Genomic DNA, 23,107 nt, shown 5'->3' on the forward strand with positions numbered 1-23,107 from the left:
CACCCGTGCAGGCACTCTTCACGTTTCTCAATGCCAATCCCTACATGTTGCTGTTCCTGGTAGTCAGCCTGGCGGTGCTGATCGGCCGCTTCACCATCAAGGGCTATGGGTTGGGCACCGTTGGCGGCGCCATAGTGGTGGGCTGTGGAGTTGCCATTGCCGCATCCCTCTATGGCATCACGCTCAAGCTCGACGCGTTTACCATGAACTTCTTCTACTACTTGTTCATGTACGGGGTTGGGCTGCGGGTCGGTCCCTCTTTTCTAAATAGCCTTAAGGATGATGGGCTCAAGTTCACCTTCCTTGCCGTCATTTGCAGCCTGCTCAGTCTGGCCGTGGTGGTATTGGGGGTTCGCCTTCTGAATTTGCCAACAGGCGCGGCGGGCGGAATCCTTGCTGGCGCCACGACCATGTCGTCTGCCATCGGCTCGGCCGAACAGGCTGTCGCCTCAGGTGCCGTCAATCTTGCACCGGGCGACACTGTCAAAGGGGTGTCAGCGATGATTACCCTGTCCTATGGCATTACTTACATCTGGGGAACGATCGGCATCGTCCTGATGTGTAAATACATGCCGCGCTGGTGGGGTGTCGATGCGAAGGCCGCCGCCCGCTGCTACGAGGAGCAGCATGGCGTTCATGATGTCGAGGGCGATGGACTCACGGCTAACAAGGTTTTCGGGTTGCGTGCTTATCGTCTGGAAAACAGTGCAACCGTAGGCCTTAGCGTCCGCGAATTCATCGCTCGATTCCCGGAATATCGAATCGTTGACGTACATCGCAACGATGAATCGATTGGGGCTGATCCTGCAATCCAGCTACTGGCGGGGGATGTAATTACCCTTGGCGGTACACGTACGGGTCTGACCACCAACATCGGTCTGATCGGTCCGGAAGTCGATCACGCAAAGGCGCTCGCCGTAGCACTCGACCACGCGGAGATCCTGGTGACCGAGAAAGCCGTCATCGGCAAGAAGCTCAAGGAATTTCGCGGATTGGACTTGGCCGGGCAGCTGCAATTGACGCGCATCCAGCGCGGCGGCGTACCACTACCTGCTGGGCCGGAGACTACTTTGCAACGACGCGACGTGTTGTTCGTCACCGGGCTGTCCAGCGCCGTGCAGCGTGCAGGCGAGCTGTTTGGCGTAATCGCCCGGCCGAGCAGCATGACCGATCTATTAACGCTGTTTGCCGGAATGACCTTGGGGCTGCTGATCGGCTTGATCCAGTTCCCCGCGTTCGGCGCGTCAGTCGGCCTGGGCAGTGCTGGCGGCTTGATGGTGTCGGGGATCATCGTCTCGTCGCTTTCCTCGCGCCTGCGCTTCTTTGGCAATACACCGAACGCGGCGCGCAACATCCTGGAAGATATGGGTCTGCTGGTGTTCGTTGCGATTGTCGGGATCAATGCCGGGGCCACCCTTTTGGCCCAGCTGACGGGTACGCTCGCCATACAGATATTTCTGGTGGGCTTCCTCGCCTGCATGCTGCCGCCTTTCGCCGTCTGGGTGATTGGTTATCACTTGATGAAAATCAATCCGGCGGTGCTGATGGGGGGCATGGCCGGCGCCCGCAGTCATTCCGGTCCGTGCCTTGAGGCCGCGACGGAAATTGGCAGCAACGTTCCGTGGGTCGGTTTTCCGGTGGCGTTTGCAGTCTCGGGAATTCTTCTGACGATCTTCGGTTACTTCGCCATGGTCCTAGCAGATTGACGCTAACCAGTAAGCAAGGGTTACGCATTCATACAACCGTCCACTTGTGGCCGTCCTCTACATCTAGTCAGAGGCAGAAACCGACCCAAAGCCGCCCTTCAAGGATGCTGTCAATGGCCGGTATCAGTTGTGGGAAGGATGCCTGGAAACGACAACCTGTTTGTCACCGACACGCACAGGTCGGTTTTCGAGCGACACAATGGACGATGGCGTTAGTAGATGGACGCGCGCGTTGCGTCCAATAAGGGTGTCCCTCAGAGGTTAATCGGGCCACATAGTGGCGAATCCTTTGCCAGCCCGGTCGCCGACCTGACCCAGCCGCATCAGATCGCTACTTGCGCAAGAACTGAAATGGAATATTGAGCGGGACATGCTCTGGGAGCTGCGTCGCTCGGCCTCACGTTCAAGCCTGCGGCTGGACTGAGTCCGTTTGAGATAGTAGATATAGATCTTCAGCAAGACGACCCCATCCATTTCCTGCCTGCGGCAAGCACAACTGTCCTTCTTGCCAGTCAGACGCCCTCTACCAAGCTTTCCAATTCCTCGAGCATGTGTGGCGGAATTATCAGTTCACTCGCTGTCAGGTTTTCCTTTAAATGCGCGACAGAGGACGTACCCGGAATGAGCAGAATGTTGGGAGCGCGTTGCAGCAGCCATGCCAGTGCCACGCACAGGGACGAGGCCTCCAGGCGCGAAGCGACGTTCGAGAGTGCTTCGGATTGCAGCGGAGTGAAGCCACCCAACGGAAAGAATGGTACGTAGGCGATGCCCTGCTCGGCCAACTCGCTGATAAGCGACTCATCGACACGGTGGGTAAGGTTGTAGTGATTCTGTACGCAGACGATGTCTGCAATAGCTTGCGCCTGTTTTACCTGCGCAGCGGTGACATTGCTGAGTCCCAAGTGCCGAATCAAGCCTTGGCGCTGCATTTCGGCCAGCGCGGTGAATGATTCTTCGATGGACGCTTCGGTGGGCGAGGAAATTCCCCAAGCCCGGAAATTAACCACGTCCAGTCTATCTACGCCAAGATTGCGCAGGTTGTCATGCACCGCACGAGTCAACTCGGCCGGACTTTGCGCAGGATTCCATGAAGCATCACACCCCCGTTGCGCGCCGACTTTCGTCACGATAACCAAGTCATTTGCATAGGGATGCAAGGCTTCACGGATCAGTTGGTTGGTGACATGAGGCCCATAGAAATCGGCGGTATCAATGTGGTTCACCCCGGCTTCCAGCGCTGCGCGCAACACGGCGATCGCTGCATCGGCATCTTTTGGCGGGCCGAATACGTGTGGCCCCGCCAGCTGCATGGCACCGTAGCCCATACGGTTCACTGTGCGGTCGCCCAGTAGAAAGGTGCCTGCTTTGGTGGCAATGCTCATTAGGTGTGCCTCGTTGTGGGGTGTGTCGCCACTATAGGCCTAGGTCATTGCATTGATAATGAGGTGTAATCAGCACGACCTGTACGGAGGGCAGAACAATGGCAAGCGATATTCAGGATTTGCTGGCATTTGTGGCGGTGGTAAACGGTGGCGGCTTTCGCGAGGGGGCAAGGGTCAGCGGGAAATCAGCTTCAAACTTGAGTGATGCGGTACGCCGCTTGGAAACTCGGCTAGGCGTGCGCTTACTCAACCGTACCACCCGCAGCGTGGTACCCACCGAAGCCGGTGCGCGGTTGATGGAGCGCATCGTGCCGGCATTGGGCGAAGTCGAATCAGCTCTGGATGTCGTTAACGAATTCCGTGACCGACCCTCGGGCACCCTCAAACTGAACGTGCCTCTTAGCGCTGCTCGGCTGGTACTGCCGTCGATCATTACGCCTTTCCTGCAAACCTACCCCGATATCCGCCTGGAGATCATTGTCGAGGAAAGCTTCGTCGACATGCTCGCGGCCGGTTGTGATGCCGGCATCCGCTATGACGAGCGTCTTGAGCAGGACATGATTGCAGTGCCCATCGGCCCTCGCTTCCAACGCCATGCAACTGCGGCGTCGCCGGCCTATCTGGACGCCAGGGGCCGACCCGAACACCCACGTGATCTGCTTGAGCACGCCTGCTTGCGTGGCAAGTTTCCCAGCGGAGCCATGCCGCTCTGGGAGTACGAGCGGGGCGACGAAATAATCAGCGTTAATCCGACCGGGCCTTTAGTCGTCAGAATAGGTGGCGCCGTGGACCTTGCCGTGCAAGCCGCGCTCGATGGCCTGGGCATTGTCCACCTGTTCGAAGACTGGCTACGACCCCATTTGGAGAGCGGTGCACTTGAAGCGGTATTGGAGCCTTGGTGGCAAGACTTCACCGGCCCCTTTCTTTACTACCCAGGGCATCGCTATGTACCTTCTCCACTAAGAGCATTCGTAGACTTCATCAAAGCCCGCTGAACGGCTCATTAGGATTCGGCAAAAGCGGACCTTTAAGCAAGGCAAGTCAACGAAGCATCATCAGATAGACACCACAGGCTAGTGCCACCAGCCCTGCGGGAATGGCTGACAGGGAAATGATGTCGATCTGACGGGATTGGCGAATGACATCGGGCAAGTTGTCCTTTTCGGCCGCTGTGCATCGCTTCAATACGGGTATCAGGCACAGCACATTGCCGAGGACGGCGATGCCTCCGGTAACGATCTTCAAAGCGTAAATGCCGTCGAAGCGTGTTGGTTCGATCAGCAACAGGCCAGTGACGAGTACCGCGGCGAAGGCCGGCATTTCGAAAAACAGATCAATCTGCCGGTGCAACCGGGCAACTGTGAAACCCTGATTCCGACTCTGCGCTCGGGTGCGCTCAAGCAGGTACTCGACCGCTACGACGCCCAGCCAGAAGGCTACGGCGAAAAGGTGCAGTTGCAACAAAAGTTCGAAACGCATAGTCCAGCCCTCAGTCTCTGACCAATCCGGGAGTTTTGACTGGCGCATCGCTTCGTCTGTCAGGGTGATCACGTTCAAGGAAGCGGCGTAACCCTTCACGGGTTTCTGGTTGATGAATAGAGTGATTGAAACACTGGGCCTCGATACGCAGGCCCTCAGCCAAAGGCTGGCCGTAGCCCCGAACTGCGGCTTCTTTGTCGGCACGCATGGCCGGTTGCGGCAACGTGCAGAGGAATTGGGCCAGCTCCATTGCTCGTGCCAGCGATTGCCCTGTAGGCACTACCTCATTGGCCAAGCCGATGCCCAGTGCCTCTGCTGCGGTGATGACTTTACCCGTAAGGATCATCTCCATCGCCCGGCCCATACCCACGATGCGTGGTAAACGTTGGCTTCCGCCATCGGCGAGCCCAATGTTCCACCGTCGACACGTGACGCCAAAGGAGGCATGTTCTTCGGCAATGCGCATGTCGGCGAAGCATGCCCATTCCAGCCCACCCGCGTAGGCTGCACCGTTTACCGCGGCGATGACCGGTTTGTAAATATCGGTCCAGCGGCTGGGCCCGAGAATGCCGGGGCGTTCGCCGCGGTTATGGGCAGCAATCTCGCTGGGGCTGGTGGGCACCAGATCGAAGCCTGCTTCAAGGTCACCACCGGCACAGAATGCCTTGTCGCCGGTGCCGGTAATGATGGCGACCAGAGCGCTTGGATCATCCCGAAAGTACGTCCAGGCTTCCACCAGCTCCAAGTGGGTAGTAGGCCCGATGCAGTTGCGCTTTTCCGGGCGGTTGAAGCGAATGATCCTTATCGGGCCGTGTGCTTCGTATTCAATTTCCGTAAAGGCCATAACGGGTAATCCTCTTATTGTTTTTCAGCCGCTGATCAAAGCCACGTCACGTTTTGCTCGAGTGGAAAACGTAATCGGGGATTTCTGATCGCATGCGCCCCTGGCAACCCCACGGCTAGTAGCATGATGGGAATGGCCTCTTTGGGCAGAGGCAGTATCTTCTTCAAGCGCTTCTCATCGAAGCCCTCCATGGGACAGGTGCTATAGCCGTGGCTCTGAAATGCGAGCATCAGGTTTTGTGCCGCCAGCGCTGTCGATTTCACCGCCCAGAGCCGCATTTGCATCAGACTGTTGGGGTTGCGCATGATGGGGCGTTTGTAACCGAGCAGCCTCACCATCTGGCGTTTGATAAACCCCCGCCAGCCCATCCAGCCTTGGTTGTACTGGAAAGGAGCCGTTTTCTTGTAGAACAGATCAATCACCCTGGGCACCGCGGCTTCAGGCCATAACTTGAGCACATCCGCACAGGCCGCTCTCCAGGTGTCCGGTCGTGCCAACACCGCGATGATCAATGGTGCCCTCGCGGCACTTTGTCCAAGGCATACCTGTTCCAACTGTTGAAGACAGGCTGGATCGCGCACGACCTGGAAAGACCAAGGTTGCAGGTTGCACGAACTGGGTGCCAAAGCCGCGAGCTCCAGGCAGTCTCGGATGATCGCTTCAGGAACGGCTTCGACAGCGAACTGGCGAGCAGCTCGCCGACTCTCAACCAAGGAACGAAACCTTGTCGCGGATTCTGAAAACTTCGAATGGGGTGCCAAGGAATTCATTGTTCTAAGCCTCGGTCAGACGGCGCAGTTTCGTAGCCTCGGCCTTTTGGGCAACGAGCCATTCGAGCAGTTCGTTCCAGATTGGCGCGGCAGATGGTCGGAAATACCCCATGTGGCCAATGGGCTGTTTTTTTGTTTCGGGATGAAGGTCGCGTACCCGCAACGGGGCATTGCGATAGCCCTTGATGAAGGCATCCCGCGATATCGGCGGTGCCCACGGATCATCCACTGCGTTGGCAAACATGCAGGGGGTGCGAACTTTCGCGTAGCGATCAGCCACAGCAGCCATCGCGGGGTCGTCGAAGAAGTAATGGGGGTAGGCGCACCAGCGGCGCCAGGCCTTGTAGACGCCCTTCGGCAAGTCGTCGCCCATGCCCAGCAGGCTCCATGCCATGTAGCCCTTGTGAGCGACGATCAAAGGCAGGATGCATGACCACAGTAGGCGAACCTTGAAGGCCTCCAGCCTCGGCATCCAGCCTGCCCATCCGGCTCCTGTACCGAAGCAGTAGGCGGCCGTGATTCGGTGATGATTGGGCAGCAACCCCAGTGCATGTCCGCCAAAGGAGTGACCGACCCAGTAGAGCGGCGTACTGCCGTCATCCATATGCTCGACTGCCGCTGCCAGGTCGAGCCACGCCCAGTCCAGGTAGGACATCTCAAAACCTTTCAGTGATTTGGGCTTGGATGCTCCTATACCCCGGTAATCCATTGTCAGGACGTTGAAGCCTTGTTTACTGGCATGCTCGGCGAAGCGGCGGTAGAAACGCTGTTGCACACCCGTCGCACCCGCCATGATGAGGTTGCCCTTCAATGGCCCCTGTGCGGAATAACGGATAGCGGCCAGGCGATAGCCATCGTCAGCCACCAGTGTTAGTTGATCGACCATCGGGAAATCGGGTGCGTAAGCGAGCAGCGTCATCGGGAGTGCTCCTGCTGCTCGATACCCACCAGCTCTTTGCGCAGAATCTTGCCCACATTGCTCTTGGGTAACTCTTCCCTAAATATGATGCGGCGAGGGCGTTTGTAGCTGACCAGGTGTTTTTCGCAGTGTGCGATCACGAGTGCTTTATCCAAGTAAGGTTGACGAGGTACGACATAGGCGATGGGCACTTCCCCCGCCTTTTCGTCTGGAGCCGGCACAACTGCCGATTCCAGTACTCCGGGGTGAGCGTTCAAGATCCGCTCGATTTCCGAGGGGAATACCTTGAACCCCGAGGAGATGATCATTTCCTTTTTTCGGTCGACCAGGCTCAGATAGCCATCCAGGTCGAAGAGGCCGATGTCTCCTGTGCGGAAGAAGCCATCGTGGGTGAAGGCTGCAGCGTTTTCTTCGGGCCGCCGCCAATAACCGGCCATGATGGCGGGGCTGCGCACACATATCTCGCCGGTGCCGACGGTGACCTTGTCGTCATTCTCACTGCGTAGGGAAATTTCAATTCCCGCTACTGGTAAACCTACCGAGCCGGGGCGTGAGCGTCCGGCGGGGTTGCAGGAAATCAGCCCGGTTTCGGTCATACCGTAGGCTTCGGTGATATGGCAGCCGGTGATTCGATGCCAGAACTTGGCCGTGGACTCGCTAACCGGCATGCCCGCACCGAGACAGAGGGCGAGGTCCGTGAAGTCCTGCGAGTGGAATTCTTCATTCTCCAGGAGCGAGTTGTAGAGGGTATTGACGCCGGGGAAACTGCTTACGCGGTGCCGGGACCATTCTTTGACAAACGCCGTGGTATCGCGTGGATTCATCACCAACACCGCTTTGCCACCTTTGGCCAGGGTGAAGAGCAGATTGCCCAGGCCGAGAATGTGGTAGAGCGGCACCGCGAGCAGCAACACGTAATCCTGCTCGGCTCTGCCCGAAAGATGCGGACGCAGAGCCGAATGCTGTTGGGCAACGTTGAACAGCAAAGCCCGATGACTGATGGGCACGCCTTTGGGCTGCCCTGTAGTGCCACCGCTATAGATTATGAAGGCCGTCTGCTCGGCTGTGATGGGCGCGCGTTGACTTAGTTTGGTCGCTCGAGTCGCTACGACCTTGCGCCAGTCGACGGCGCCTTCTATGCGGGTGAACTTACTACCCAAGCGTCGCTGAGCTACCCAATTAACCAATGGCCGTCGCCAGCCTAGTTGATCACCTGGGGCGACTTGCACCGCAATACCTACACCGGCTTTGAGCATGGCCTGCTGGACACCCTGCCCCATGGGTTCGAAGAGAAACACAGCTTTGACTTCACTGTCCTTGAAAACCTGCGCCAGCTCCTGCGGCGTATACAACGGGTTCACGCAGACGGCGATCAAACCCGCGCGGATTATTCCCAGGCACGCCACAGGATGGGCGAGCATGTTCGGCAAAGCGACTGCAACCCGAGCTCCCGGTTGCAGCCCCTGGTTGATCAACCAGGTCGCTACAGCAGCACTCAAATTCTGTAATTGCTCATAACTTATGTTGGCACCCATTGCTGACAGGGCCGGGGCTTCAGGCGTTTTCATCGCGCTACGCTGCAGCAGCTCTTCGATGGTGCAAACCCCGAGGTCAACAAGCTCGCTGCCACTCTGCCGGGTACTGACTAACTTCACTTTTTTATTTGAACGATTCATCTGTGGTCCGCCCTAGCAGAGTTGGATCTGTTCGAGCTGCCCAAGACGCGATGCATTGCGCTTCAGCTTTTCGATAAGTGAAGGAACTCGTACTTCGGCTTCGGAAAAATACAGACGGGCCAGAGCAGCTTTGCTTCTGAGAAACGCTTCGTCAGAAGTTGATGGCGCGGCGGCATCCGCGATCCATGCCCACAAATAGCCAAAAACAACGGTACCCAGCAGTTCAAGGAAGTCTGGTGCAACCAACCCCACAACATCCCGATTGAAAACTGTGTCGACCGATAGCTGCTGAATCAATGGTTCGAACTCGACCAGCCATGCACTCAGAATCGCGGCAACACCCTCTAGGTCTGGGCGTTCGCGCAGGCGCTTGGCAAGCGCGGGAATGTGGTTGAGGAAGATCCCCAAGCGCTGTCCCTGATCACCTAGGGTCTTGCGCCCCAACAAGTCCAACGACTGGATATAGTTCGTGCCTTCGTAGATCGGACAGATAGCCGCATCACGTAGCAATTGCTCCATGCCGGTTTCGACTATGTAGCCGTTCCCGCCGAATAGCTGGAGCGCCGAAGCGATGTGCGTACCTGCATGATGGGAGAGATAGCCCTTGACGATGGGGGTCAGCAGTTCTGCCAGGTGGAAGGCCTGATTGCGCCGCAGATCATCCGGGTGGCAGCGAGCCTCATCGAGCAGCGTACCGACCCAGGCGCAAAGCAAGCGAGCTGGTTCGATGAACAGTCTCTGCTGAACGAGGTTCGACTTGACGCCAATATGGCTGCGCAAAGGGTCAGCGGATTGATCTGGGTGCGTAGCCCCATTCAACGCACGACCTTGAAAGCGTTCCTGGGTGTAGCGCAATGCATTCTGGTAAGCGATCTCGGCCAGGCCGACGGTTTGCACACCGACAGCCAGTCGCGCACTGTTCATCAGCACAAACATGCAGGCAAGGCCTCGGTTCAATTCGCCGACGCGATAGCCCTTGGCATCCTCGAACGATAGTGCGCATGTAGCGTTGGCCCGAATACCATGCTTGTGCTCAAGCCCGATGACCGACACCCCGTTCCCTGAGTTACGGCCATCCAATTGGTATTTTGGCACGACGAATAGACTGAGACCGCCAGTACCTGCCGGTGCACTTTCCGTCCTGGCGAGAACCAGGTGAACGATGTTTTCGCTCAGATCGTGATCGCCATTCGAGATGAATAACTTGGTTCCACTCAGCAAGTAGGAATCGTCCGGCTGGGTGACTGCAATCGTGCGAATCAAACCAAGATCACTGCCAGCCTGAGGCTCGGTAAGGCACATGGTGCCAAGCCATTCACCACTGGCTAGCTTGTCGGAAAACAGGAATCGAACCTGCTCATCGCCAAATCGGTCAATGCAACGTAGAACACCTTCGCGCACATTGGCGAAAATGCTGAAAGACAAATTGGAGGAAGCGAGCATTTCATCAAAGAAAACACCTGCTGCTCCTGGGAAGCCTTGGCCCCCGATTGCCAGTGGAACTGTCAGGGCAGGCCAGCCGTTCTCCTGGAACAGGCGGTAAGCCGATTGAAAACCCTGCGGGGTTTTGACTTCACCATTTTCAAACCTGCAGCCCTCGGCATCACCGCTGCCGTTCAAAGGCAACAGCTGCTCTTGGGTGAGTTCGGCACCTACCTCCAGAGTAGCCCTGAACAGGTCGATGTCGATATGGCAGTGCTCTGGCAGCAGAGGCAACAGCTCTGGAAGTCGAAGAACCTTGCGAGCGAGGAAATTGAACTCCTCCAGTGGTGCTTGGTACTGCAGCATCTCGTTGCCCCTGCTGGTGAATTAACGGCCTTTGAACAACGGTTCGCGTTTCTGCATCATTGCCATAACGCCTTCACGCACGTCTTCACTCTTGATGAGCGTGAACAACAGCTCATTGAGCTTGGAAAGCGCAGCATCATCGCCTTCATCGCGAGCCTGGAAGGCGGACTGCAAGGTGGCCTTGATCGCCAGAGGGGCAGCTTTGGCGATGCGTTCGGCGTATTCGATGGCACGAGACAACTCTTGACCGGGTTCAACGACCTCGGTCAGCAGGCGCATACCTAGCGCATCATCAGCACCGAACTCTTCGCCGGTCAGCATGTAGCGCATGGCATTGGTCCATCCCGCCGCTTGAGTGAAGCGCACGGTGGAGCCACCGGACGGTGGAATACCACGCAATACTTCCAGGTGAGCGAAGCGGGTGTTGCTGGCGGCGATTGCGATATCGGCGTTGAGCACCAACTCGATGCCTGCTGTGAAGCAGGTACCTTGTACGGCAAGGACTACCGGTTTGGTGCGGCGCGGCTTCGAGACGCCCCACGGGTCAATGCCTTCATCCGGGTACTTGAAACCACCCGAAGCCAGCTTCGGCGTCAATTCCATCAGGTCGAGACCTGCGGTGAAATGTTCGCCGTGGGCAAACACGACTGCGCAACGCATTTCTTCATTGCGCTCGTACTCGCCCAAGGCCAAGGCCAGATCGGTCAGCATGGCACTATCGAAAGCATTACGTTTGCCGGCCCGATCCAGGCCGATAAGGAACAGATGACCACGCTGCTCCCGGGTGACTCGACCCGGACCGCTGTTTGCTTCGCTCATGGGAGATTTATCCTGGCGTTATGAGATGAGGGCCTGTATTTTCAGGCGAACCGTAGTTACTTACCGAACGTTCGGTTTGTAGAAACTAAACAAACATTCGGTAACCGTCAAATTGAGACGCCAAGGCTTATGACATAGAATCAATTTGCATGATTTAGAACAGGAGAAGCCCATGCGGCCACTGAAAATCCCACGCGATGAGCTCCTACAGCGCTGCGCCAACACCTTCAAGCGTTTTGGCTACCATGGCACTACCATGGATGCGTTATCGTCCGCCTGTGGGCTGACGAAGGCCTCGTTCTATCATCACTACCCCAACAAGGAATCGCTCCTGCGGGACGTATTGGACTGGACGCATGAACGGCTGAAACAGTCGCTGTTCTCTATCGCTTTCGATGAAAGTCTGGCGCCACAGGAGCGACTCACACGCATGGGGCGCAAGGCTGGCAAGCTCTTTCAGGACGACTCGATTGGCTGTCTGATGGGCGTTGTTGCGGTCGATGCCACCTATGGCAAGGTAGAGCTCATGGCACCGATTCGGCGCTTCCTGGATGACTGGACCCTGGCATTTGCCGAGCTCTATAGCGCCCGCTACAGCCGGGAGGAGTCACATCGTTTGGGGAGGCAGTTGGTAGCCGATTTCGAGGGGGCAATTTTGTTGGCTCGTATCTACGGAGATCCGAGCTACATAGACGCGGTGATCGAGCGCGGCCTGCGGCAGTTGGACTGCGCAGCAATCTACGCCTAGGTCAGCTCTCGTTCAAAACTCCGCTTCACTTCCTGCCAGATAAAGTCGAGCGGTTCTACGCTACGGGCTGCCCTGCAAAGAGCTACAGACCCCTCGATAGCGGCGATTGCCAGTAGTGCCAGACCGTGTGACCGATCCTTAGTCACTCCAGCCTCCCGCAGTGACAGATCGACGATTTCCTGCCATTGCACAAAGATAGCGTTGGCTTGATCCAACAGCTGCATCTGGATTTGTGCTTCGAGTTCGGGCTCAGCCTCGCCACGTTGATCGGATGTGTACTGCTCAACCGAAACAGCCAAAACCGCACAACCAGCCTGGAAGGCTGTGTCTTCAAGCATTTTGCGCCACAAACCGACGAATCGCTCCATACCCTTCACTGGACCGTGTTTGCTCAGCAACAGCTTCAGCGGCTCCGAGACTTCATGTCCGGCGTACTCAACGGCAGCTTCGAGCAGTTGGCGTTTACCGCCAGGGAAATGGTGAGAGATGGATCCGCGCGGTGTGTTCGAGTGGCGCACGACCTCGCGCATGCTAGTCGCTGTCATGCCCTTGCGGCGTAGAAGATCAGCTGCACCGACAATCATTCGGTCTCGAGTAGAAGTGTTCATCTTAAAAAATTATGCCATCCGTCATAGTTTGATGTAGTCTCGAGTCCGACTATGCCACTTGTCATAGTTGCTATCTACTTCTTCCGATACGAGGCATCGAAAAAATGACCGCTCGTCCTAAGCTTCCGAACCCGATCGACTCCGTAGCCCTGGCATCGCTGAACACCCCCGAAGGCTGGCTTGAATATCCGCTGGGCGATGATGTGATCGAAGGCAATCCCGACACCCGGATGAAACTACTACGCACCGTCGGCGTGAAGACCCCATACAAAGCCGTCGCATTCTTCACTTCGCAGCCTTCGAAGTTCGACTGGCGTTTCGAAAACGATGAGGCCTTCGTACTGCTCGAAGGTCGTATCGCAATCACCATGGACACCGGCGAGCGATTTGAGATGACGGCAGGCGATGGTGTCTCGATTCCAGCAGGACACACCGGTGTCTGCGAAGTCTTAGAGTTCAGCCGGAAATTTACCGTGGTTACCAGTGGGAGTGCCGATTAATCCCGCACGGATTTTTCCGCATCGCGCGTTCAGGCCATAAGCATCCGTTTTGGGTTATGGCCTGAATCGTTGTTCGCCCCGCTCATACGGGAAATCACCCAACTCGATTTGAACGTTGATTGGCAGCTTGGAGTCGGCGGCGCTAACCGAAGAGAAATGTCTCGCTCGTCAAAAGGTCTACTTCTGCGATCCTCATCGTCCCTGGCAACGGGGAACGAATGAGAACACCAACGGGCTGTAAGGCAGTATTTTCCGAAAGGAACTGACCTTGCGGATCACTCGCAAGCCACGCTGAATGAAGTGGCAAGGCAACTAAATAGCCGTCCTAGGAAAACACTAAACTACGAAACGCCCGCTGAGCGCTTTAGCCAATCTGTTGCATCGACCGGTTGAATCTACAGCATAAAGCGGGCAAATATTCTCAATCACGACAGACCGCTTCTGGCCGACTTCCGCCCATTGTGGTCGGAAGAGAGCGGCCATGAAAGAGCTTTCAAACTACATCATCCTGGTTTTTTATCACCGATGGTTTTGAAAATTAATTCTAAAGGACTCGAGAATGGAATTTCTTCTACTGCTCCAGACTTCGTGGATCTAAACAAACTTTCTAAAACCAACTTGCGGTCGTCCTCAGATTTAAGCTTACCTTCATTCAACAAAGCCAAGTATGTCTTTGTGAACGTAATTCTTTCTTCTGCCTCCAAAGCCAAGTAAGAATGGGTATTGAACTGACGAAGAGTAATTTTGATAAGAATCCCTAGCAATGTTATCAAAAGTGCCGCTCCCGCTAGATCCGCCATTGCAAGAGTGAGTTCAGAGCGAGTGGGTGCTGCTACGGCTATTGTAGACAACGGAGTCAAAGAAGACGCTAGGGATTCTGACGTGATAGGTGCGAGCCTAGACGGTGTGACTACAAGGTTTGTCGATTGAGTTGACGATAGTGGGGACTCTAATCGCATGGAAGGCGGATTGATAAGGACTGACTCTTCCGTGCGCTGCTGGTGAATTAAACTAGACAGACCCACAGCGCCCCCAGCTGCGAAGTATCCCAGTACAGAACCGAACATTACTACCATGCTTAGCAAGACAGCAAAAAACCACACAACCTTAAATATTGAATGATTACGCCTACGAACACTCCAGTATTGAACAGAAGCATCTAAGTCTACTTGGTCGTGGTAAGCCGCTTTCGCAGAAGCTAAAGTATGCGTTGCTTCGCTAACGGCTGCCCGTGCAGAATTACGTACTTTTATCATGTAAGCTGTATATCTTTTCCGACGTCTCAGGTAAGCGGCGGTCAGCGAGTTGGCAAGGCCGTCTATATCCGATTTTGCTGTTGATGTTGAGTCAATAATATCCGTCACGTACTCATTGACTGCATCGGTCGCTAATTCTGCATGGGAGACAAAACGCTCTAAGGTTTCCCTCATCACGGATGAGCGAGCTTCTGAGCCTATGGAAGAAAAACCTTGGAGTGAAATAGCAATTTGTATTGCGATAGATTTTTCAAACGATAGTCGATCACTCTGTGTAAGGGTGCTTATCTGCCCATCACGATGAACCGCACTTCTGGTATGTTTATTCAAATAAACAAGGGTCAGCGCGGCAGTTACATCATCATATTCATCCCTAGTCCTTCTGATAAGGAAACCCTCATCACTATCGTAGAGGATGAATGGCATCTTTTCATTCCCTAATCTAAATTCTGCCGCCCCAATATTATTGACGTATTGCTTTGCTTCCTGGATCGGCTTCAAGAAATAAGTTTCAAATATTGCCTGACCTGCATCCTTGTAAGCGCTCGGCAATTTGGTTAACCATTTCCAATGTTTAATCTGTAATTCCAAGTACGACTGTAATTCTTCATAGCTTTCAAATTTTATTTTCTCGCTGTTCAGGCGCAAAACTACTTCGTGTACTTCTGGCATACAGTCTTCCTTGGCCATAGGTTTGGTAAATTTGTAGCAGGAACCGCAGATTAGCTGACGTTCACCATGCAAGCGACGCTCTGAATGATATTACTTGATATAAACGAATCAGCGCGAGCCTTGAGGTATACCTGAGTCAGGCCAAATTACCCTTGTTCCACGGACACATTCAAGGCAGCTTTTGGCCCGCTTCGTCCGTTGGCGAAGGCCTGCAGTGGGTCGATTTCAGCCGGTTACGACAGTCCGCTATTGGCCGATTGTTGCCTGTGTGGGACGTCTGCTCTGTGTCGCCTCCCTCGTTGTGAATGGCGATCAAACCGAGCGCGTCATGCACGGGGCTGTGGTCGATGGCAACACGCCGAAAGAGGACTTGGGAAAGGAAACTGTGAAAGCAGAAGTGTGGCAAGCGCCTTGCTGGCGATCGAATATATAAAACTAACCCCCCTGGTGCGCAGTAAGGGGCAGGTCCCGCCACAGGCGTGGGGGCTATTCTTGAGCCGAGTCCTAGCACGAGATTGAAGGTAGGCCAAAGGGGCCAGTCGCGCCCGATGGCCAGCGCCCCATTGCTGCCGGTGACGATGGTCAAATACGGCCAGTGTCATCCTGCAGTGACGGCCGCTTCTACTTGATGTCGTAAAGATTTGGCAGAGACTCCGGACTCGGATTTCACGTAATGGCGCGCGAAAACGGCGTTTTCACCAGTCAATGATCGGGCAGTTTGGACAGACCTATTTTTCAAAAGAATCGTTCTATTGCTGCCGGTGGTGATTCCAGAACCCTAGGTCAGCTAGAAGCGAGGTCATTGAGCTCTAGCTCAACACGCTTCAAAAGTACGGATACATCCTCGCCCTCCAACAAGTAACTTTTTGCCAAAAGGGTAATTGGGTGGATACCTAAGGCCTTCGCGAGATCTTCCACCTTTTCGATTGAGGGGCTTTTCTTTCCATTCTCAACCTCGCTTACATACGCTTGGCTGGGGGCGAGCGTCTCCTGCGGCAACCCCATGTGCAGTCGACTTTTCCTTAACGCTAAGCCAAACGCGATCTTCCGTTCCATTTGCACAACTCACAAAAGGAACGATGAAGCCGGTCAAGCATGGAAAGGGCTATACTCGATAGCGATACTGTGGCGACGGAGGTGCACCGTGTTTCGCACTTATGACTGGGCTGAAGCCATTTCAGTACCTTTTTTCGAAAATGATTTTCGCGTTTGGACATATGTCGAGTACGACGTTGGCGGGGTTTGGTTTCACGTCCAGATCGAGGAACGTGAACGCACAAAAAGGCGTCGTTTCAATCTCATGATTAGCGGTGAATTCGCATTGCGGTCTTTGATTGCCCGACAGTCTGAGCACTTGGCAGTAGTCAACGTACAGCTAGTTAGCGCTAGTGAGGTTAACAACAGCGGACGGCTAATGATGGAACCACTAGTCAAAGCTGAACTTCTTTTCCAAAAAAGAAAGAAGGGTATCCTTTACGAGGTCGAGAGTGGTCAGTGCTACTTGGTGGGTGATCCAACTCTTGATCCGTCTCGGTCGGATGCGCGTGACCTGATTTTTGATTCATCGATGTGCCTAGGCGCTCAGCTTGGTTCATCAAAATAGTGTAAAAACAAAAAATTTAGACTCAGGTGCCGATTAAGGCGTCGTAGTTGGCAAAAAAATCTACAAAAGTGGTTTTATGCGCAATTATGCAAAAATTCATAATTTGTCTCGAAGCATGTCGGAGGGCGACGAAAGGACAGGTATGCCGGGCATAGGGAAAATAGTGTGGATATGAACCCATTGCCTGATAGTCCATCGAGACGAACCCACTTCGCGGACGCAGACTCTTTGCCGAAAGCCCTTTTCACTTTCAAGCTTCAGCAACAGTAAACAGCTCATAGGATTCTCTAGGGAGCGTCCTCCAACCTTATGTGCCAAACTCAAAAATCGCTTTGCCTGCCAACGATCATTTTTATGTGGCCGCAGTGTCCGCCTCTCCGGCAGTCGCGTTGCGCCCGCCTTCCGCGCGAGCCGGATAAAATCGCCGGCGATCAATGATGGATGGCTGGGCAGAGTGGATGCAGTGAGGCAACTTGCGAAATCGACCTATCCCTGCGGTTTCCTTGCGGACAGGTCGACTACCTTACGGTCGCTTATCTTAGCCTTGAGCACACGGTTCTCGTTCAATAGCACTTCATTGACGGATGCAAGCTTGGCGACCTTGGCACGCAATTCCTCGATCTCCTGACGGTGGGCGGCGGACTTCTTGCGTTCTGCAATCAAGTCCTGTTGTTTCATATCACGCATGGCGCGACTGGAGCGCCCTTGAGCCTCGCGGATAGTCTCGGCAATTTTTGGGTAGTGGTTATGGATTAGCGCCGTCGATACTCCCGCTTCTCGTGCTACGGCGGCGATAGTAACTTTGGTTTCCCCGATGCGGGTACGGCCTTTCTGGATGCGGTAAAGGGCGAGCTTCAGATCTTTTTCGCGATCCTCAGCCGACTTGTAGTTAGCTACCTTTTCCTTGGACTTCATGCGACTAAAGCCTCTGGGTCCATTCCCAACTGGGCCAGTACGTCTCGGCAGCGATTCAGGTCGCGCAGAACGCGCTGGCGTCCGCCTTCGCCAATGTCCGGGCAATGCACCAACTCTTTCAAATCGTCGTAGAGTCCTTGGTAAATACCTGCGTGGCCGCGCCCGATCACGGCATTGCTGCAATTATTGCCGCAGCGGGTACGCTCAAGATTATTGCCGACGCAACCGTCATTGTCCGCCGTGCACCAGGCATGGCCGTTACTGCGAATAGATGTGCTCTCGGCAATTGACTTCAGCATTGTGGCGTGATCTTTGAAGATCAGCAGGTTCTGCGGCTCTCGCTGCCACTGCTTGAGCGCTCGGCCATAGCCTCCGGCCAAGGGCTCGTCACTTAGCCAGTTATCGACGACACCGAGCTTTATATCTTCCAACTCCCCCTGAATATCAGCGTACAGCTCAAGGTCCAGATGCTGTCCCCAGCTGTCGTCCATGGCGTAGCCCAATGTCATATCCATCGACCAGTGTGCGAAATGCTCCTTGAGGTAGCGCAGGTCACCGAAGCGGCTGTGCGCGGCGTAGTTGGCGAACTTGCGGCGGAACTGGTGGCTGGCGAGATCCCAGTTCAGCCCGCAGTCCTTGGCGAATGCTTTGAGATGCAAACCTAAGGACATATTGGTTAGCGTGCGCACTTGGTTGCCCTTTTTCGGATATACGCCGAGAAAGAGCGCATGGCGGTGCTTGTACGCCTCAGTGATCTGCGGATCATGGGGGTTGGCGCGGCGCCGCTGCAACATCTCAGTGGCGATCATAGCTTGATAGGGGACGCACCAGCGTTCCATGATGCGCAAGGCACGTACGGCGGCCTCGGGTATCATCCAGTTATGAATTCCGACATTGGTCTTGTCCGACCGTGAGCGCATCCAGTGGTAGACGGTGCCCTCATCGTCTTGTGTGCGGTGGTGCGAGCCCAATTGCACGTTGGCCAACTCATGGTGACGACAGCCTGAGGTGCTAGCCAGAACGATATAGCAGGCTGTGCGCAGGTCGTTCAGCGCCCTGTTGAATTTTTTCAGCCCACCCTTTCGACTGCCCAAATGGCGATGCTTGGCTGAAATCACAGCCCCGCGGCTCTGCCCCTTTCGCTGCGCTGCGATGGCGTCCAGCGCGTCGCGCTCGTCAAGAAGCTGCTGACCTCTTTCAACCTGCTGGCAGGCCTGCTGGAAAAGGGTGCAGAACACGTCATCGGTTATCAGTGGCGTCTTTCCGCCCTGCTTCTGGCGGGAGCCACTGCCGGTAAGCCCCGCCATTGCCATCGAAGAAGTCTCAGGCCAAGGATGCTCTGGCATTGGGTCGTCGGTGTATTGGCTCAGTTCATAGAGCGCTTCGACTGCACTCAAACGGGTACGAAGTCCCTCCTGCGACAGAGGCTTGCCCTTCGATCGAATGGGCTGCCGATATGCCTTGCAGGCTGCCTCATAAGTCGTGCAGACCACGGGTGTCACCGCACCCAGGCAGTCGAGTTTGAGCGCCTCCAGTCGGCGCAAAAATGGCATTGCATTAGAGAAATATTGCCGCACAATGCTGCCTTTAGGTCGAACCGACCCAGGACGCCCGCGCCGTATGTAACGGTACATCACCGCTTTCATCACCGCCCGAAACGCCGGCGGCACGGTGCCGAAATCCAGCCGTCTTTTGTTGGTCGGCACGTTGCTGGGGAAACCGTCGATGTGCCAGATATTTTCACCGTAGCGACTGAGGATCACCCACTGCTCTTCGACCTGAACAGCGCTGATGATCAAGGCGTCACGCTCGGATTCGGGCAGTGCACGCACGTCTCCCGGCTGGGTATCAAGGGAGAGGCAGGGTAGCGCCGTCAGAGTGTTGTTGCTCATGCAAAGACCTCCAGGCTCTCGATCAGATCGACCGACCAGTAAGGGTGCGGAAGGATGCGGGCACGCTCACGAGCGGCGTCCACGCTTGCGTGTTTAAAGGTGCCGCGCCGTAGTCCCTCGGCGACGATGTAATGGTCGATCAATCGGGGAATGTGGGCGTATTCCCGTGTCCAGCGCCCCTTGTCCATTCGCGAGCGCTCGGCGAGAACGCGGAAGTAGAAACTGAAGAGCTTGTACAGATCCTCGGCGGTTACTGCATAGTGCTTGCAGCGCAGGCAGTTCATGAAACTCATACAAGTCGCTCCCTCGCGCTTCGGGGCGTACTGGCCGTTCACCGGGTCGGCACATCGGCCCACGGGAGTATCCTTGTAGGTTGCACCGATCGTTTGGGTCTGTAACTCCTGCACCAGTACCTCGCCCATGAACTTCCAGTTGCGGCGGGCTTTTTCGTCGGGCGCCAGGTAGTTTCGGTCGGCCACCTGAGGGGTATTACCGAGAGCTACGGCGGTGGCCGCCAAATCGCCATCGGTCAGCTCGAAGATGCGGTTGGCGAAGGTTTTGCGCAGGCGTGAGATGTTGATGCGCAACGGCTCACCGTTGCTATCGGTAAGACCATACTTGGTTACGAGGCGATCTATGGCATAAGCCAGCGCACTCGTATTCAACGCCGTTACAAGACCGAGATCCTTGCGGGCGCGTAGAGGGTACAGCCACACGCGGCCCTTAAGATCATCTGGAGCGTCTGCATCCAAGGGGGCGGTCAGGGTCATCACGCGGCGGATCAGGCGTTCCACATTGGTTCTCACGCTGGGAGTGGACTCCAGAAGCCGGTCGGCTTCTGACTCGGCGCGCAGCGCCACCTTGCTGGTGTGATAGCCGCGTCGCTTCCACAGCACTAGGAACACAGTATTGTCCTTAGGATGAGGACGCAGGCAGTGGCGGGTCATTTCTAACAGTGGCGTGGTATTACGTCCGGTGTGCAGTGCCACGACCAGCAAGGCGAAGACCAGCAGTTCACTGGTCAGGCGTGTGTCGTCGGACCAGATGGGTACGATTGCCTGCCGCAGGGCCACCGTAAACGCTTGCCGCTCGCGCTTGGACAGCGCCGTCTCGCCCTTAGCCGTGCGGTTGCTGTTGGGGAAGGGATTGCGCGGGAAGGTGGCCCCATCGCCGGAGATGACCAAGGGGAATAATCCACGCCGCCCCAAGGCGAGCAGCACCGGTTTGGCTGTCGAGTAGACGCACTTCTGACTGTTAGTTGACCAGCCCATTCCGGCTATATGGCCGAGAAAACCGTCGATCAGGTCCCGATTCATATCGGCTAAGACCAGTTCGCGGCCAAAAGCCGTCGCCCTCAGCATGCAGTAGTCGAGAAAATGGCGCAGCCCGTTTACGCAATAGCAAGCCACGGTGCTGACCGCGACGGCACCGTCCTGGCCGGCGAGGAAGCGTTCAATTTGGCGCTGACAGGCGTACGTTAGGGGATCGATGCCCGCGCCGTAACGGCGGGCAAAGTCGAAGCTACGATTGTCGCAGGCGTTCCGCCTAAACTTGACCATGGTATTAGTTGGCGGGATGGACTCGGACAGAATGACCACATTGCCCACAATGTCGCGACTGTGGTCGACTTGCGGAACGCTGAGGTCAGTCTTGGCAAACACCTTACGCTTGCCCATCAAGCTGCCCCCGCCAGTGTGTTCAACTCGTCTTGATAGGTGAGCACCGCCTCGTCGGCCATTTCGTTGACCAAGTGCAGGTACACCATGGTTGTCTGAATCGAACTGTGGCCGAGTTGCCGCTGAACAAACACTAAGGGCTCAAGTCCGCTCGCAGGGTTACGTTGAAGGCTGACCAGGGTTTGGGTGGCGTAAGTATGCCGTAGCATGTGCGCATGGACCTTGATTCCAGCCTGCTTGCCAGTCTCGCTGATGATCCGGTTGAGACTCTTGCCGTTGTCCCCATAAGGTTCGCCGGACTTATTGAGGAACAACGCCTTTTGCGGGGTCTTGCTCAGCGAGGCACGCTCGCCGCGCACCTTCGTTACATAGCGATAGAGATCGGCCATGAATTGGTGACTAACGTGAATATCTCGCTGCTTGCTGCCTTTGGTCACCATACCGCTGCCGTCGAGCGGGTCGAGCCGAATGTGGAGGTTGCGCTTGGTTCGTGCCGCCTTGTCCGGGTCGAGAACATAAGCCAGCGGGAAGGTGGCAATTTCCTCGCGGCGCAGACCTGTATGCAGGGCCAGGCGTATTATCATCCGGTGATGGGGGTTCTCAGCTACGGCTAGTAGTGACTTGATTTCGGCCATGCTCAGGAACTTGGGAAGGACCTTGTGGGGACGTGGCAGCACATCGTTTGCCATAGTCTTGCCGCCACTGGTATCGAGGTGCGCAAGAAAGCCTGTTTCACGTCTGACGTTTCGTTCTTCAAACGCGAAGGGCAGGCGTTTCACCCAACCCTCCTTCAGCACGTACTTGTAGAATTCGCAGACGTAAACCAGGCGCTGGCGGGTGGTGTTTGGTGCCAACTCGCACGCCATCAGGCAATAGTCCCGATAGGCCGCCACAAGGCTCTTGGCCTCGCCCCGATCCACGTCGCGCCAATCCAGTTCATGGGCCTGGAGGAAGCTGAAGAAATCGTACAGAGCGCGTCCGGTACTGGGCCAGGATCGCTTAGAGCCAATGATCCCGCGAAGTAGGTAGTAGCGAAAGAACTGACTGGCTGGAACGCAACACTCCATTGAGTCCCAAAGCAGGATGGGGAACTCAGGATAGGGTTGCCCATCGATCACTAAATCCTCAGTAGCCCACAAGAGCTCCATCGCCACCTCCGTATTGACCAGAACCCCATCCTTTCAATCTGCGTTATCAGGTAGGGCCATTCGGTCGCCCTCAAGCACTTTTTCAGGGCTATGTTGATTATCTGCAAGTGACTGTTTTTCAGATAAAAAAGTGGAATTAACGAAGCGTGCGCCGAGTGTAGAGCCAGTTGGCCCGCTGATCAGCGCATTGCTATTAATTAGTACCTTGATAGCGGGAAATTCGATATCTCAGCACTGTAGACCACCAAATTTAGGCAGGAATTGACCTGACTTTGGGGTAATCTCGCGAGAAAAAATAGAAAGTAGGCCGGTTACGCAGCGAGAATGCGCGACTGAATATGGGCCACTACATCATTGAAAAAGCGCTTGGTTACTTCGCGAAAGACCGAGAGTCGCAAAATGCTTTTCCCCCCACATGCTGAGCTGCGGCAAGAGGGCCCTTACGGGTCAGTTTCTGGCTGGCTGCTTATGGGAGGGGAAAGTGGATCAGTGGATAGTTAAGCTAGTCAGTAGCTTCACATTCGAACTCGCCTGGTTCATGTCGCGATCAATCAGCCAGGTTCGCTTGGAGCCAATGGAGCCACAGAGCAGGTAGTGACAAAAGAATCCATTGACGGGTGGAGCAACTCTTCATCAACCCCAAAGCGGGATGGGGAACCCAGGATAGGGTTACCCCGCGATCACCAAGTCCCGCTAGCTCCTACAA

20 protein-coding genes and 2 pseudogenes are annotated in these 23,107 nt (G+C 55.5%); 6 read left to right on the plus strand and 16 right to left on the minus strand.

The window, feature by feature from the left end; genetic code table 11:
- The first annotated feature begins 5 nt into the window (after nt 1-5).
- Nucleotides 6-1,706, plus strand: coding sequence for an aspartate:alanine exchanger family transporter (locus NL64_RS16295; protein WP_034149091.1), 1,701 nt, complete (start codon nt 6-8; stop codon nt 1,704-1,706).
- Between the two features lie 387 nt (nt 1,707-2,093).
- Here NL64_RS16295 and NL64_RS31130 read toward each other — a convergent pair.
- A pseudogene (locus NL64_RS31130) lies at nt 2,094-2,171 on the minus strand (hypothetical protein); the annotation flags it as partial.
- Between the two features lie 47 nt (nt 2,172-2,218).
- The gene (locus NL64_RS16305) at nt 2,219-3,088 is read right to left on the minus strand and encodes an aldo/keto reductase family oxidoreductase (RefSeq protein ID WP_034149093.1); all 870 of its coding nucleotides are present in this window, start codon (nt 3,086-3,088) and stop codon (nt 2,219-2,221) included.
- Between the two features lie 98 nt (nt 3,089-3,186).
- Between NL64_RS16305 and NL64_RS16310 the strand changes: the two genes are divergently transcribed.
- Nucleotides 3,187-4,083: a LysR family transcriptional regulator gene (locus NL64_RS16310; RefSeq protein WP_034149094.1), complete on the plus strand. Its 897-nt coding sequence runs from the start codon at nt 3,187-3,189 to the stop codon at nt 4,081-4,083.
- Nucleotides 4,084-4,129: 46 nt separating this feature from the next.
- On the opposite strand, the gene NL64_RS16315 is transcribed toward NL64_RS16310, so the two are convergent.
- The 7 genes from NL64_RS16315 to NL64_RS16345 are packed head-to-tail and all read right to left on the minus strand — an operon-like array spanning nt 4,130 to nt 11,383.
- Nucleotides 4,130-4,645, minus strand: coding sequence for a hypothetical protein (locus tag NL64_RS16315; RefSeq protein ID WP_155292763.1), 516 nt, complete (start codon nt 4,643-4,645; stop codon nt 4,130-4,132).
- On the minus strand, nt 4,578-5,411 hold the full coding sequence (locus NL64_RS16320) for an enoyl-CoA hydratase/isomerase family protein (RefSeq protein WP_034149096.1): 834 nt from the start codon (nt 5,409-5,411) through the stop codon (nt 4,578-4,580). Before NL64_RS16320 ends, NL64_RS16315 begins: the two co-directional genes overlap by 68 nt.
- A 35-nt stretch (nt 5,412-5,446) precedes the next feature.
- Nucleotides 5,447-6,181 carry a nitroreductase family protein gene (locus NL64_RS16325; RefSeq protein WP_034149097.1) on the minus strand — a complete coding sequence of 245 codons (735 nt, stop codon included), beginning with the start codon at nt 6,179-6,181 and terminating at the stop codon, nt 5,447-5,449.
- A gap of 4 nt (nt 6,182-6,185) precedes the next feature.
- A complete protein-coding gene (locus NL64_RS16330) occupies nt 6,186-7,100 on the minus strand; it encodes an alpha/beta hydrolase family protein (protein WP_052321256.1) in 915 nt (304 codons plus the stop codon).
- Nucleotides 7,097-8,776: an AMP-binding protein gene (locus tag NL64_RS16335; RefSeq protein ID WP_034149098.1), complete on the minus strand. Its 1,680-nt coding sequence runs from the start codon at nt 8,774-8,776 to the stop codon at nt 7,097-7,099. The genes NL64_RS16330 and NL64_RS16335 overlap by 4 nt, the downstream gene beginning before the upstream one ends.
- A gap of 12 nt (nt 8,777-8,788) precedes the next feature.
- Nucleotides 8,789-10,564, minus strand: coding sequence for an acyl-CoA dehydrogenase family protein (locus NL64_RS16340; RefSeq protein ID WP_052321257.1), 1,776 nt, complete (start codon nt 10,562-10,564; stop codon nt 8,789-8,791).
- A 21-nt stretch (nt 10,565-10,585) separates the two neighbouring features.
- Nucleotides 10,586-11,383 (minus strand): crotonase/enoyl-CoA hydratase family protein, encoded by a 798-nt coding sequence (locus NL64_RS16345; protein WP_034149099.1) that lies wholly within the window; start codon nt 11,381-11,383, stop codon nt 10,586-10,588.
- A gap of 172 nt (nt 11,384-11,555) precedes the next feature.
- Here NL64_RS16345 and NL64_RS16350 point away from each other — a divergent pair, with 172 nt between their 5' ends.
- Entirely contained in the window at nt 11,556-12,131 is a 576-nt protein-coding gene (locus NL64_RS16350; RefSeq protein ID WP_034149100.1) for a TetR/AcrR family transcriptional regulator, read from the plus strand.
- Here NL64_RS16350 and NL64_RS16355 read toward each other — a convergent pair.
- On the minus strand, nt 12,128-12,715 hold the full coding sequence (locus NL64_RS16355; RefSeq protein WP_052321258.1) for a TetR/AcrR family transcriptional regulator: 588 nt from the start codon (nt 12,713-12,715) through the stop codon (nt 12,128-12,130). The two genes, NL64_RS16350 and NL64_RS16355, sit on opposite strands and share 4 nt — an antisense overlap.
- Nucleotides 12,716-12,843: 128 nt before the next feature.
- Here NL64_RS16355 and NL64_RS16360 point away from each other — a divergent pair, with 128 nt between their 5' ends.
- Nucleotides 12,844-13,239 carry a cupin domain-containing protein gene (locus NL64_RS16360; RefSeq protein ID WP_034149102.1) on the plus strand — a complete coding sequence of 132 codons (396 nt, stop codon included), beginning with the start codon at nt 12,844-12,846 and terminating at the stop codon, nt 13,237-13,239.
- A 172-nt stretch (nt 13,240-13,411) separates the two neighbouring features.
- A pseudogene (locus NL64_RS29670) lies at nt 13,412-13,632 on the plus strand (IS30 family transposase); the annotation flags it as partial.
- Nucleotides 13,633-13,742: 110 nt separating this feature from the next.
- On the opposite strand, the gene NL64_RS16365 reads toward NL64_RS29670, so the two are convergent.
- Nucleotides 13,743-15,167, minus strand: coding sequence for a DUF6161 domain-containing protein (locus NL64_RS16365; protein ID WP_034149103.1), 1,425 nt, complete (start codon nt 15,165-15,167; stop codon nt 13,743-13,745).
- 783 nt (nt 15,168-15,950) lie between these two features.
- Nucleotides 15,951-16,223, minus strand: coding sequence for a helix-turn-helix domain-containing protein (locus NL64_RS16370; RefSeq protein WP_034149104.1), 273 nt, complete (start codon nt 16,221-16,223; stop codon nt 15,951-15,953).
- An 88-nt stretch (nt 16,224-16,311) separates the two neighbouring features.
- On the opposite strand from NL64_RS16370, the gene NL64_RS16375 reads away from it, so the two are divergent.
- Nucleotides 16,312-16,770, plus strand: a complete 459-nt coding sequence (locus NL64_RS16375) for a hypothetical protein (protein ID WP_034149105.1) — start codon at nt 16,312-16,314, stop codon at nt 16,768-16,770.
- A gap of 486 nt (nt 16,771-17,256) precedes the next feature.
- Here the strand turns inward: NL64_RS16375 and NL64_RS16380 are convergent, their stop codons facing one another.
- From NL64_RS16380 to NL64_RS16395, 4 genes are read right to left on the minus strand one after another with little or no spacing between them, the layout of a single operon-like run.
- Nucleotides 17,257-17,685, minus strand: coding sequence for a hypothetical protein (locus NL64_RS16380; protein ID WP_034149106.1), 429 nt, complete (start codon nt 17,683-17,685; stop codon nt 17,257-17,259).
- A complete protein-coding gene (locus NL64_RS16385; protein ID WP_034149107.1) occupies nt 17,682-19,577 on the minus strand; it encodes an integrase in 1,896 nt (631 codons plus the stop codon). The genes NL64_RS16380 and NL64_RS16385 overlap by 4 nt, the downstream gene beginning before the upstream one ends.
- The gene (locus tag NL64_RS16390) at nt 19,574-21,253 is read right to left on the minus strand and encodes a hypothetical protein (RefSeq protein ID WP_034149108.1); all 1,680 of its coding nucleotides are present in this window, start codon (nt 21,251-21,253) and stop codon (nt 19,574-19,576) included. The genes NL64_RS16385 and NL64_RS16390 overlap by 4 nt, the downstream gene beginning before the upstream one ends.
- On the minus strand, nt 21,253-22,401 hold the full coding sequence (locus NL64_RS16395) for a tyrosine-type recombinase/integrase (RefSeq protein ID WP_034149109.1): 1,149 nt from the start codon (nt 22,399-22,401) through the stop codon (nt 21,253-21,255). The genes NL64_RS16390 and NL64_RS16395 overlap by 1 nt, the downstream gene beginning before the upstream one ends.
- Nucleotides 22,402-23,107 lie beyond the last annotated feature (706 nt).

The sequence above is a fragment of the Pseudomonas fluorescens genome, assembly GCF_000802965.1.
Lineage (GTDB): Bacteria > Pseudomonadota > Gammaproteobacteria > Pseudomonadales > Pseudomonadaceae > Aquipseudomonas > Aquipseudomonas fluorescens_A.